General features: G+C 66.9%; 14 protein-coding genes. 6 read left to right on the top strand and 8 right to left on the bottom strand.

Features of this window, described 5'->3' with window-relative positions; all coding sequences use genetic code 11:
* The 6 genes from ACNKW1_RS08020 to ACNKW1_RS08045 all read left to right on the top strand — a co-directional run bounded on the left by ACNKW1_RS08020 (position 1) and on the right by ACNKW1_RS08045 (position 5349).
* Positions 1 to 1194, top strand: a complete 1194-nt coding sequence (locus ACNKW1_RS08020) for a 3-hydroxybenzoate 6-monooxygenase (RefSeq protein WP_418364055.1) — start codon at positions 1 to 3, stop codon at positions 1192 to 1194.
* 8 nt (positions 1195 to 1202) lie between these two features.
* Positions 1203 to 1841 carry a maleylacetoacetate isomerase gene (maiA, locus tag ACNKW1_RS08025; protein WP_418364056.1) on the top strand — a complete coding sequence of 213 codons (639 nt, stop codon included), beginning with the start codon at positions 1203 to 1205 and terminating at the stop codon, positions 1839 to 1841.
* A 55-nt stretch (positions 1842 to 1896) separates the two neighbouring features.
* Positions 1897 to 2877 carry a TRAP transporter substrate-binding protein gene (locus ACNKW1_RS08030; protein ID WP_418364057.1) on the top strand — a complete coding sequence of 327 codons (981 nt, stop codon included), beginning with the start codon at positions 1897 to 1899 and terminating at the stop codon, positions 2875 to 2877.
* Positions 2878 to 2979: 102 nt separating this feature from the next.
* Positions 2980 to 3480 (top strand): TRAP transporter small permease, encoded by a 501-nt coding sequence (locus tag ACNKW1_RS08035; protein ID WP_418364058.1) that lies wholly within the window; start codon positions 2980 to 2982, stop codon positions 3478 to 3480.
* A complete protein-coding gene (locus ACNKW1_RS08040) occupies positions 3477 to 4754 on the top strand; it encodes a TRAP transporter large permease (protein WP_418364059.1) in 1278 nt (425 codons plus the stop codon). The genes ACNKW1_RS08035 and ACNKW1_RS08040 overlap by 4 nt, the downstream gene beginning before the upstream one ends.
* A 52-nt stretch (positions 4755 to 4806) precedes the next feature.
* Positions 4807 to 5349 carry a hemerythrin domain-containing protein gene (locus tag ACNKW1_RS08045; RefSeq protein ID WP_418364060.1) on the top strand — a complete coding sequence of 181 codons (543 nt, stop codon included), beginning with the start codon at positions 4807 to 4809 and terminating at the stop codon, positions 5347 to 5349.
* 53 nt (positions 5350 to 5402) lie between these two features.
* Here ACNKW1_RS08045 and ACNKW1_RS08050 read toward each other — a convergent pair whose 3' ends face one another.
* The 8 genes from ACNKW1_RS08050 to ACNKW1_RS08085 form a co-directional block, all read right to left on the bottom strand.
* A complete protein-coding gene (locus tag ACNKW1_RS08050) occupies positions 5403 to 6128 on the bottom strand; it encodes an ABC transporter ATP-binding protein (protein ID WP_418364061.1) in 726 nt (241 codons plus the stop codon).
* 1 nt (position 6129) lies between these two features.
* Positions 6130 to 7341 (bottom strand): ABC transporter permease, encoded by a 1212-nt coding sequence (locus ACNKW1_RS08055; protein WP_418364062.1) that lies wholly within the window; start codon positions 7339 to 7341, stop codon positions 6130 to 6132.
* Positions 7338 to 8537, bottom strand: coding sequence for an efflux RND transporter periplasmic adaptor subunit (locus tag ACNKW1_RS08060; RefSeq protein ID WP_418364063.1), 1200 nt, complete (start codon positions 8535 to 8537; stop codon positions 7338 to 7340). Before ACNKW1_RS08060 ends, ACNKW1_RS08055 begins: the two co-directional genes overlap by 4 nt.
* On the bottom strand, positions 8534 to 9136 hold the full coding sequence (locus tag ACNKW1_RS08065) for a TetR/AcrR family transcriptional regulator (RefSeq protein ID WP_418364064.1): 603 nt from the start codon (positions 9134 to 9136) through the stop codon (positions 8534 to 8536). Before ACNKW1_RS08065 ends, ACNKW1_RS08060 begins: the two co-directional genes overlap by 4 nt.
* 85 nt (positions 9137 to 9221) lie before the next feature.
* On the bottom strand, positions 9222 to 10604 hold the full coding sequence (locus ACNKW1_RS08070; protein ID WP_418364065.1) for a sensor histidine kinase: 1383 nt from the start codon (positions 10602 to 10604) through the stop codon (positions 9222 to 9224).
* Between the two features lie 5 nt (positions 10605 to 10609).
* Positions 10610 to 11272, bottom strand: a complete 663-nt coding sequence (locus ACNKW1_RS08075; RefSeq protein ID WP_418364066.1) for a response regulator transcription factor — start codon at positions 11270 to 11272, stop codon at positions 10610 to 10612.
* On the bottom strand, positions 11272 to 11634 hold the full coding sequence (locus ACNKW1_RS08080; protein WP_418364067.1) for a PepSY domain-containing protein: 363 nt from the start codon (positions 11632 to 11634) through the stop codon (positions 11272 to 11274). Before ACNKW1_RS08080 ends, ACNKW1_RS08075 begins: the two co-directional genes overlap by 1 nt.
* Before the next feature lie 15 nt (positions 11635 to 11649).
* Entirely contained in the window at positions 11650 to 12117 is a 468-nt protein-coding gene (locus tag ACNKW1_RS08085) for a hypothetical protein (protein ID WP_418364068.1), read from the bottom strand.
* Between the last annotated feature and the right edge of the window lie 25 nt (positions 12118 to 12142).

Consider the following 12142-nt stretch of genomic DNA (forward strand, 5'->3'; position numbering starts at 1 on the left):
ATGACCGAGAAACTACCCGTAATCGTCGCCGGCGGTGGCATTGGCGGCTTGGCTGCCGCGCTCGCACTGGTGCGCCAGGGTTTCAACGTTCTGGTTCTGGAGCAGGCCGACGAGATCGGCGAAATCGGCGCTGGCATCCAGTTGGGGCCCAATGCCTTTCACGCCTTCGACGCACTCGGCGTCGGAGAGAAGGCGCGCGGCCGCGCCGTGTATACCGACGAAATGGTGATGCACGATGCGCTCGACGAAAAGCTGATCGGCCGTATCGCCACCGGCGAGGCCTTCCGCAAACGCTTCGGCAACCCTTATGCAGTCATCCACCGGGTCGACGTGCACCTGTCCCTGCTCGAGGGCGCGCAGGAAACCGGGCGCGTCGAGTTCCGCACCTCGACCCGCGTCGAACGCATCGAACAGGATGCCAGCAGCGTCACGGTGCACGACCAGCACGGCAACACCTTCCGCGGCATCGCACTGATCGGAGCCGACGGGGTGAAATCGGTAGTGCGCGCGCAGTATGTGAATGACCCGGCACGTGTGACCGGCCACGTGGTCTACCGCGCCGTGGTCGACAGGCAGGACTTCCCGGCGGATCTGCAGTGGAACGCGGCGAGCCTGTGGGCCGGGCCCAACTGTCACCTCGTGCACTACCCGCTGCGCGGCGGCGAGCAATACAACGTCGTGGTGACCTTCCACAGCCGCCAGCAGGAGGAATGGGGCGTCACCGAAGGCAGCCGCGAGGAAGTGCAGAGCTACTTCCAGGGCATCTGTGCCAAGGCCCGCCAGTTGATCGACCTGCCCAAGACCTGGAAGCGCTGGGCGACCGCCGACCGCGAACCGATCAGCCAATGGACTTTCGGCCGGGTCACGCTGCTGGGCGACGCGGCACACCCGACCACACAGTACATGGCGCAGGGTGCCTGCATGGCGCTGGAGGACGCGGTGACGCTCGGCGAAGCGCTCCGGATGCATGACAATGACTTCGAGAAGGCTTTCGACCTCTACCAGCGCTCGCGCATTGCCCGTACCGCACGCATCGTTCTGTCGTCGCGCGAGATGGGCCGCCTGTATCACGCCAAGGGTGTCGAGCGCCTGGTGCGCAACGACCTGTGGAAGGGCCGTAGCCAGGAGCGCTTCTACGATGCCATGGAATGGCTGTACGGCTGGAACGTCACCAACTGCCTGAGCAAGGATTGAGCCGCCCCATGGAACTGCACAATTTCTTCCGCAGCGGCACCTCGCACCGGCTGCGCATCGCATTGAACCTGAAGGGCATCGACTACGCCTACGTGCCGGTCGACCTCCGCACCGAGGAGCACCTCGGAGCGGCCTTCCGGGCGCTGAACCCGCAGGCTCTGGTGCCTGCGCTCACCGACGGCGAGATGACCCTGATCCAGACTCCGGCGATCATCGAGTGGCTCGAAGAGCGCTATCCGGACCCGGCGCTGCTGCCGGCGAACGCCGAAGACCGTGCGCGCGTGCGCGCGCTGGCTGCGATCGTGGGTTGCGACATCCACCCGATCAACAACCGCCGCATCCTGGAGTACCTGCGCAAGACGCTGCACTGCGACGAAGCGGCCGTGCTCGCATGGTGCAACACCTGGATCCGGGCCGGCTTCGACGCGCTGGAGGCGATGCTGTCGGCCGACGACAAGCGCGGCGACTTCTGCTTCGGCAATGTGCCCACGATCGCAGACGTGTATCTGATCCCCCAGGTTGAAAGCGCCCGCCGCTTCAACGTCGACCTGAGCGCATACCCGAACATCGTCGCGATCGACCGCGCATGCAGCGAGCTCGATGCATTCCGCCGCGCGACCCCCGCCGCACAACCGGATGCGAAGTGAATCGGCCATCCGGACGGATTTAGAACACATATATAGCCCCCCGAGGAGACACCCAATGAAAGCCCAGTTCAAGAAACTCACCCGCGGCCTGATCACCGGCCTCATGCTGTCGGTCGCCGCCGTCGGCGCCCATGCTCAATCGCTCAAGCTCGGCCACATCACCCCGCCGACCCACGTCTGGCACCAGGTGGGCGAGAAGATTTCGGCCGATCTCGCCGCGTCCACGGACGGCAAGATGAAGCTCGCGGTCAGTCCGCTGCAGAAGCTCGGCAACGAAGCGCAGATGATCAACCTGATGCAGGCAGGCGCGCAGCAGTTCGGTATCTTCACCGTCGGCGGGCTATCCAACCGCGAAGAGTCCTTCCTCGCCTGGTCGCTGCCCTATGTGTTCCAGGACGTTGCCCACGCCACCCGCGCCGCGAACACGCCTGCAGCGAAGGAGATGCTCAAGCGCCTCGAGGCACACGGGCTGGTCGGTCTGGGCTATGCGTTCGCCGGCATGCGCCACGTGCTCTCGCTCCAGCCGGTCGCCTCCGCCACAGATCTCGCCAACAAGAAGATCCGCTCCTTCCCGAGCCCGGTATACAACGACTGGTGGAACGCAAACGGCGCGGCCCCCACCGCCCTGCCGCTGTCCGAAGTCGCGCCATCGCTGACGACCAAGCTGCTCGATGCCGTGGATATCGACCTCGATGCCCTCGTCGGTCTCAAGTTCCATCAGCAGGCGCCCAACCTGACCCTGACCCGCCACATGGCCTTCCCGTCGGTGATCGTGGTATCCAAGAAGTGGTGGGACAGTCGCAGCCAGGCGGATCGCGACCTCATCCTCAAGGTCGTGGCCGACGCCGAGCAATGGGGCTACCAGACCGCGATCGATGCTGACGAGAGCAATCTGGCAAAGGCCAAGGCGGATGGCGCGATGATCGTCGAGGCGGACATCGGCTCCTTCCAGGCCGTGGCGGAGAAGGTCCGCGCGCAGTACATCGCCAGAAACCCGCTCATTGCCGACTTCTACGCGCAGGCGAAGGGTCTCTGACCGCACTGTCTGACGCACACGCGCCAGATCCGTGATGTACGGTGCGGAGCGGGCTCTCCGGGCACGCTCCGCACGATCGCACCCCCCTCGGGAGTTCTCGCGATGTTTGCCCAGATACAGAAAATCGACCGCAGCCTGGCCACGATCGAGCGCTGGCTCGTGATCGCGCTCACCAGCGGAATCGCCTGCATCATGACCACGCAGGTATTCATGCGCTATTTCCTCAGCGCCCCGCTGTTCTGGGCTGAGGAGATTTCGGTCCAACTGCTCGTGTTCGCGACGCTGTTCGGCCTCTCGCTACTCGTGCACCACAGCCAGCTCGTTTCCATCGACTTTCTGCCGCAGGCCCTGCCCGAGCGCATGCGCCACCTGCTGCTTGCGCTCGCCGGTGTGGTGATGATGGGCCTGTTCGCATTCCTGTGCTGGCTCGGCGTGGAGTGGGTGAGCCGCCCGGACGTGCGCATGGAGCTGGGCGCCACAACCCAGCTGCCGCGCTGGTACAACTATTCCGTGCTACCTGCCGCGATGGCAACGATGACCTTGCATCAGTTCGCCGCAGTCCTGCGTGAGACGCGTGCAGCTTTCACCGGAGCCGCCAGATGACCACCCTGATCGTCTTCTTCATCCTGCTTTTCGCGGGCGTGCCCATCGTCGGCACGATCCTGATCTCGGCGGTGGTCTTCATGGCGACCAGCGACCTTGCCGTGCTGTTCGATTCGATCCCGATCCAGCTCTACGGCGCGCTCGAGATCAACAGCCTGCTCGCCATCCCGCTCTTCCTGCTCGTGGGCGAGATCATGAACAAGGCCGGTCTTACCCAGCGCCTGATCGCCGTAGCCGAAGTGCTGGTCGGGCGCCTCAAAGGCGGCCTGGCGTACGCCAACCTGTTTACGAACGCCATGGCCGCATCGATTCTCGGCTCCGCAGTCGCCCAGATCGGCGTGATGAGCAAGGTCATGATTCCGGCGATGGAACGCCTGGGCTACGACCGCGCATTCTCCGGCGCCGTCACCGTTTCGGCGGGCCTGCTCGGTCCCATCATCCCGCCTTCCATGCTGATGATCATCTACGGTGTGGTTGCGGTGCAGCCGATCGCGCCTCTATTCATCGCCGGAATCGTGCCCGGCATGCTCCTGATCGCAGGGCTTGCGTTCGTCATCCTGCTGTTCGGCTTCTTCGGGCCCGGCCTGCCTGCTGGCGAACGCAGCGGAAGGGCGGCCTCGATACGGATCCTCATCGAGGGTCTGGTACCCGGACTGATTCCGCTGGTGGTGATCGGCGGCATCATGGCCGGCGTGATGACACCGACAGAATCCGGTGCGGTGGCTGCCGTCATGGCGCTCACCCTTGGCCTGTTCTACCGCGAGATCAAGGTGCGGGACCTCGGCAAGATCCTGCTCGATGTCGGCGTCAACACTGCAACCATTACCGGCCTGATCGCCGCCGCTTCGGTACTGAGCTGGGTGCTCGCTTTCCAGGGCGTGCCGGACATGGTCGTCGAGTTCATGCAGGGCCTGACCGATTCACCCTTCGTGTTCCTGCTGCTGGTGATCGCGCTGATGATGCTGCTCGGCATGTTCCTCGAGAGCATCAGCGTGCTGATCGTAGTCGTCCCCTTGCTGATGCCGGTGGTGACCAGCCTGGGCATCGACCCCATCCATTTCGGCGTGGTGTGCACGGTGGCCACGGTGATCGGCCTGGTGACGCCCCCGGTCGGCCCCGGCCTTTACATCGCCATGGTGCAGGCCGACATCCGCATGGGTCCGTTGTTCAAGGCAACCGTCCCCTTCCTTCTGGTCGTGCTGCTGGTGCTGGTGCTGATCGCGGCCGTGCCGGAGATCTCGACCTGGCTGCCGAACCTGATGACGCGCAACTGACCGGCCAGGCACGGCTGGCCACCACGACCCGACGAACTCTGGGGAGACCCACATGACCACCCCGTCCGACGATGCAAACAAGCAACCGATCAACGAATTTTCCGAATGCCATTCGGGAATTCTCAAGAGGCTGGACATGCTGGGCGAACTGCCCGCACTGCTCGACGCCGCCTCGCGCGCTCGCGAGATCGCTGCCAAGGCACTGGAGTTCTTTCGCGAAGCCATCTTCGAGCACCACCAGGACGAGGAGCGCGAACTGTTTCCGGCCGTGCTGGCAAGCGCCGAAAAGGGCGCTGAGTACGACCAGGTGAAGGCGCTCGCAAAGCGCCTCACCGACGAGCACCGCGAACTGGAAGCGAGCTGGAAACGCCTGGAACCGGAACTCAAGCGTGTTGCCAAGGGCCAGGACAGCCGCCTGGAAATCGCCGAGGTGGAACGCTTGGTCGCACGCTACAAGGCCCACGCGGAACTGGAGGAGAACGAGTTCCTCCCGCTGTCCAAGACCATTCTGGGGCGCAATTCACACCACATGGCGGCCCTCGGCCTCTCACTGCACACGCGCCACGCACCCAAGCGACCAGCCACCTACATCTAGCGCACAGCGTCCGCCACGCGCCGCCACAAGCGTCGTCACGCGCGAACGAACCATCACTCGACCGACCGTCCCTCGCCCGTCTCCTCGTGGGTGCGCCCGTCCCGGATGTGATAGATACGGCGGAAGGTGGGGATGATCTTCTCGTCGTGGGTGACGACGACGATGGCGGTGTCGTACTCGCGCGCCATGCGGTTCAGGATGCGGATCACGCTCAACGCGCGTTCGCTATCGAGCGGCGCGGTTGGCTCGTCGGCCAGGATCACCGGCGGGCGGCTGACCAGGGCGCGGGCAATCGCTACGCGCTGTTGCTCCCCTCCGGAGAGTTGCGAGGGCATGGCGCGGGCGCGATGGCCGACGTCCAGCGCCTCGAGCAGCTCCACCGCGCGCCGCCGGGCCTCGGCGTTCGGCCGCCCGGCCAGCATCGGCAGCAGGGCAACGTTGTCGGTGACGTCGAGAAAGGGGATCAGGTACGGCGCCTGAAACACGAAGCCGATGCGATCGCGGCGCAGCGCGCGCAGGTCGCCAATCCGCCAGCCATCGTCGTAGATGGTTTCGTCGCCCAGCGTCATGCGCCCGGCAGTGGGCTCGATCACCGCGCCCAGGCATTTGAGCAGGGTGCTCTTGCCGGACCCCGACGGCCCGATCAGGCCGACCACCTCGCCGGGCGCGACCGCCATGTCGACCTGCCGGAGTGCCTCCACCGCGGTGTCCCCGCTGCCGTAGCGCTTTCGCAAGCCTTCGATGCGGATCCCCCGCGCGGCCTGGGTATTCTGTTTCATTTCAGCCTCCGATCGCCTCGGCCGGATCCACCCGCAATGCGGCCCGGATCGCGAGCACGCTGGCGAGCACGCAGATCACCACCACCGCGACCAGCGCGCGCACCGTGTCGCCGGTCTCGAGCAGCACGTGCTTGGGAAACGCCGGCGCCCAGAAGGTCGCTGCGATCTTGCCCACCACGAAGCCGATCAGGCCCAAGCCCACGGCCTGCTGCAGGATCATGGCGGCAATCGTGCGATTGCGCGTGCCGATGAGCTTGAGCACCGCGATCTCGCGGATCTTGCCCAGCGTGAGCGTGTAGATGATGAAGGCCACGATCGCCGCGCTGACGACCGCAAGGATCACGAGGAACATCGCGATCTGACGCGCCGAGGTGGCGATCAGCTTCGCGATGAGGATCTCTTCCATCTGCGCCCGCGTATAGACCGTAAGCCGCTGCCAGCGCCGGATGGGTTCGGCGACACGCTCGGGGTCGTAGCCCGGCGTCAGTTGCACCAGCACTGCATTGACGTAGGGATTGGTGCTCTGCGAGGCGATCACCGCATCAAGCAGGCCGGGTACGCCGGGGCGGTTGAGCGCCGGATTCCGTGCGGTGCGCGCACGCTGGCGCACGATGGCGTCGTTGTCCTTGAGGAACTGGGCCTCCTGGGCGTCCTTGAGCGGGATGAAGACCATCGGATCGCCGCCCGAGGACACCATGCGCCGGGTGAGCCCCACCACCGTGTAGTCGTTGCGGCGGACGCGGATGGTGTCGCCGAGCGCGAAACCGGTCGCGACATCGGCCACCGCCTCGTAATGGCTGCGCGTGATATGACGCCCTGCAACCAGATGCACCGGCTGCCCCGGATGTCCGGGGCCGTCGGGGGTGACGCCCACCACCATGGCGCGCACGTCGCGCGCACTCGGCCCGGTCAGCCGCACCTGCATGGTGAGATAGGTGATGTTGGCCACCCGCTCAACGCCCTCCATGGCGGCGATGCTGCGCCAGACATCGTCCTGCACGCTCGACGATTCGGCATAGGGGCCGAGCGTGTCCTGCTGCACCACCCAGAGGTCGGCGCCGCTGTTGTCGAGCAGCACCCGGGCATCGTCTACCATGCCGCGATAGACGCCGGCCATGGTCAGTGTGACGCCGATGAGCAGACCCAGCCCGATACCGGTGAACACGAACTTGCCCCAGCCATGCAGGATGTCGCGTCCGGCGAGGCTGATCATGACGCGCGCCCCGGGATGCGCTCAACCACCTCGATACGCGTGCCGGCGGCGAGCGCTTTCTGGCTGTAGACCACCACTCGCTCGCCGCCCGACAGGCCATCGAGCACCTGCACCCGACCGTCGAGATCGCTGCGCCCGAGGCGAACGGGCACGAACCGCAGCGCACCCGCGTCGTCCACCGTCCACACGCCCAGCCGGCCGTCCACGCGATGCACCGAGGCGTTCGACACCACCGGCCGCTCGGGCAGCGCCGGCAGCGACACGGTGAGCTCGGCAAGCTCACCCAGCGGCGGCAGCGGCGCCGGCAGGCGCTCGAAGCCGATGCGGGCGAGCACCTCTTCGGTCACCGCATCGGCCATCGGCTCGACACGAGCGACTGTGCCCGGCAATGCTTCATCGGCACGCGAGCGCAGCACGATGCTCGCTGGCAACGTGGCGGCGAGGCCGCTCGCGCGTTGCTGGTCGAAACGCGCACTGATCCACACCTGATCGGGCTCCACCACTTCCACCACCGCCTGGCCTGCAACCACGGTGGTGCCCGGGTCCGCCTCGCGACGCACCACGAGACCGGCAACCGGCGCGAGCAGGCGCAGGTTCGCTCGCTGCGTGCGCAGCGCATCGCGCTCGGCACGCAGGCGGTCGAGCTCGTGCCTTGCGGCGTCCAGCCCGGCCTGCGCCGCCTGGTGCCCGGCGCGGGCGGCATCCCCCTCCTGGCGCTTGGCTGCAGCGGCCTCGCGGCTGACGCTGTTCGACTCGAGCAGCCGCGCATAGCGCGTTGCCTGCGCTTCGGCAAAGGTCTTGCGCGCCAACGCCTCGCGCAGCTGCGCTTCGGCGCTCAACACCCCGGCCTGCGCCCGGCGCAGCGCCGCCTCCTGGGCAAGCAGGCGCTCCTCCAGATCAACCGGGTCCATCTCGCCCAGCACCTGTCCGGCGCTGACCACATCACCGGGCTGCACCGCCACCGTGCGCAGGCGGCCCGCGAAGGTCGGCCCGATGCGGTGCGTGAAGCGCGCCTCCACCGTACCGATACCGAACAGGGCCGGCGCCAGGGGCTGCGCATCCACTTTCGCCACCGTGACCGGCACCGCGGCGAGCGGCCCCGCGCGCAGCGCCACGAAGGCCAGCAGCGCGATCAGCGGCACCAGCACCGCGAGCAGCCCGAGCAGGCGGGCGTGGCGGGAGAACCAGTTCTTCATGATCCGCTCCGGATGGCGCGCAAATAGAGTTCGAGCACCGCCGGCGCCTGGCGGTCGATGTGCCCATGGTCATCGGCGAGCAGCGACTGCATCACCAGCCCCTGGATGGTGCCCACGAAGAGCGTGGCCGCCGCATCAAGGTCGATACCGTGCGCCACCTCGCCCGCCTGCTGTCCCGCCTCAAGCAGTGCGCGCACACGCTCACCGTAACGCCGGATCAAGGCCTGCGCCATGCGCTTGGGCGCACTCGCCTGGGCACGCTGCAATTCGCCGAACATCATGCGCGGCACCCCCGGGTGCTCAATCACGAAGCCGACATGGGCGAGGAACATCGCACGCAGCGCCGCAAGCGGGCCGGGCGCCTGCTCGACAGCACGTTCGATACGCGCCATCAGCCGATCGGCCACCCACTCCATCACCGAGGTCCACAGCGCCTCCTTGGTGGGGAAGTGGCGGAACAGGGCGCCCTGGGTGAGCTGCATGCGCTCGGCGATCGCGGCGGTGGTGATCTCGCTGGGGTTCTGTTCCGCGGCGAGCTCAATCACGGTTTCGACCGTCACGCTACGGCGCTCGTCTGCAGGAAGGTGTCGGGAGCTCATGGGCGATACTCGGCATCGGGTTCGTAGTGAGTGAGTATTTACTCACTTTTAAAGCCGGTATGCAAGCGACCTCGACGCTCCAGTGTCACATCGGGGTGGGAAGGTGCAGCACCGCACGCGCCCCACCCGCCGGCGAGCGCTCCAGATGAACCTCGCCCCCGTAGAGTTGAGCGAGGTCACGCACGATCGAAAGCCCCAGGCCGAAGCCGGGGATGTGCTCATCGGCTCGCACACCACGCGCGAACACGGCCTCACGGACCGCTTCGTCCAGGCCCGGGCCGTCGTCATCGATGCTGACCCGTAGTCGCCCAAGGTCCACGTCCGCGCTGATCTCGACCCGGTGTGCTGCCCACTTGCAGGCGTTGTCGATGAGGTTGCCGAGCATTTCCTGCAGGTCCTGTGTCTCGCCGCGAAAGGCCAACGCCGCATCGCAGGAGGACAGCGATAGCCGTAACCCTCGCTCTGCATGCACCTTCGCCATCAGGCGCAACAGCCCCTCCAGTACCGGACGCAGGGGCGTACGCTGGCCGGTCGCGCCGACCGCCGCTGCAGCGCGCGCACGCGCGAGATGGTGGTCGACCTGGGTATGGGCCAGCGCGACCTGTTCGCGCACGAGCCGCGCAAGCGCGGGGTCGCCGCGCTCATCCGCTGATGACGCAGCAGCGTTGGCGAGCACCGTGAGTGGCGTCCGGACCGCATGGGCGAGGTTGCCGGCCTGGGTGCGGGCGCGCTCGACCACCTCGGCATTGCGTGCGAGCACGGCATTGAACTCCTCAACCAAGGGCTGGACCTCGGCCGGGAAGCTGCCCTGGAGCGCCGCACTACGCCCTGCACGCACCGCGGCCAGGCCGTCGCGCAGGCGCACCAGCGGACGCAGGCCGACCCGTACCTGCACCAGCGCCGCAAGCACGAGCCCGCCCGCAAGCACACCGAGAGCAATCGCAAGCAGGCGATTGAAGCGTGCCACTGGTTCCTCCACGAGGGCGGCGTTTGCCGCGACGATGACGCGCAGCGTCATCTCGGGCTGCTCCGCTGGGTACAGCATCTGCTCGATCAAGCGCAAGGGCTCGCCATCCGGCCCCTCGATCCGGTGCGAATGAAACACCCCTGCGGCAGGCAGGTCCTGCGGTACGGAAAGGACGACGTCCCACAACGACCGCGAACGCAGCACAGCCTGCCGTGACTCGGGCACCAGCACATCCACCTGCCAGTACAGCCCGGAAGAGGGACGCACGAAGCGCGGGTCGCTGAGCGGGGTCCGCAACGCCGGGCGCCCTTCGGCGTCGATCATGAGCTGCGCAGCGAGCTGTGCCAGGTGCATGCGCAACTCAACCCGAAACTGGCGGTCGACATGCTCATCGAACAGCCGCCCCAATGCCCAGCCTGCCACGACGACGGTGAGCAACACCCACACCAGCGTGCCTGCAAGCAGGCGCAAACGCAGAGAGCCAGCTGCCGCGGACGACACGCCCCTCACTCCGGCACCGCGATGCGATAGCCAAGCCCGCGCACGGTCTCGATCAGGCCGAGCGGCAGCTTCTTGCGAAGGCGGGCCACGAACACCTCTATCGTATTGGAATCGCGGTCGTAATCCTGCGCGTAGATGTGCTCGGTGAGCTCGGTGCGCGAGACGACCTCACCCGCGTGGTGCATCAAATAGGCGAGCACGCGGAATTCGTGGCTGGTCAGGCTCAAGGGCTGGCCCTCGACGGCGACACGTCCGCTGCGCGTATCGAGCACCAGGGGGCCGCACCGGATCTCGGCGCTCGCCTGACCCACCGCACGACGGATCAGCGCGCGGATACGGGCAAGCAACTCTTCCATGTGAAAGGGCTTGGTGAGGTAATCGTCCGCACCGGCATCGATGCCCGCCACCTTCTCGGCCCAGTCACCACGAGCGGTGAGGATCAGCACGGGCATCGTGCGCCCTTCCGCGCGCCAGCGCTTGAGCACCGTGAGCCCGTCGATCACAGGCAGTCCCAGATCGAGGACGATGGCGTCGTAATGCTCGGCCTCGCCCATGTAGGCCGCTTCGCGTCCGTCAGCCGCCCTGTCGACCGCATAGCCAGCCAACACCAGCGCGGTGGAGAGCTGCACGGCCAACGTCGGTTCGTCTTCGACAACCAGGATGCGCATCAGTCGTCGTTCCGGTTTCTGTCACCCGGGCGCACGTCGCGTCCACGTACCCCCAAGACCCGCCCATCACGCGCATCGAGCTCGAGTTCGAGCACATCACCGGATTTGCGCAGCAGCTTGATCTCGTAGGCCCAGACGCCTTCCTCACGATCGAGCTCGACCTCAAGGATCTCGCCCGGATAAGCGCCCTCAACCCGCTCGAGCACGGCGCGCAGCGGCATCACCTCGCCCGCTTCGAAGGCCTGGCGAGCGCGCTCATGGTCATCATCGCCCGCATACAGCGCACCCCACGGCAGAAGCGCCGCGAAGGCGGCCGCGCACGTCCCGTGCAGGGCTCGACTGCGTACCCACGGATGCGGCATCAGCGGCGTCCGTGTTCAGCGGCTGCGACCCGGCCCCATCGGCCCTCTGCCATCCCCGGGACCAGCGCCCTGACGAGGTCCCATGCCCTGCCCCGGCCCCATGCCTCGGCCAGGGCCGACACCTGCTCCGGCACCCGGATCAACGCCTTGCGCTGCAGCCCGACCCGGCCCGCGCGCGGGGCCCTGCGGGCCGCCACGCCCGGGCCCCATTCCGGCGCCGACCGCGGGCGGCACTTCCGGCAGGCTTACACCGCGCTCTGCGGCACGGGCACGCATCTGTTCGTGGTGCTCGGCACGGATCGCTGCGCGCTCCTCGTCACTCTGCGCCGCCCACATGCGCCCGCGATACACGGTGCGCTCCTGCTCGGTCATCAGCTGGCTACCGAACATCGCCTCGGGCACTGGCTCGGCAGCCAGCACACTCGAACCCGAAGCCAGCAGGGTTACGAGCAGCGCAGACAATCCAATGGTTCTTCTGAGCATGATCGACTCCTCATGAATCGCTACA

It is taken from the genome of Thauera sp. WH-2 (assembly GCF_048321015.1).
Classification (GTDB): domain Bacteria; phylum Pseudomonadota; class Gammaproteobacteria; order Burkholderiales; family Rhodocyclaceae; genus Thauera.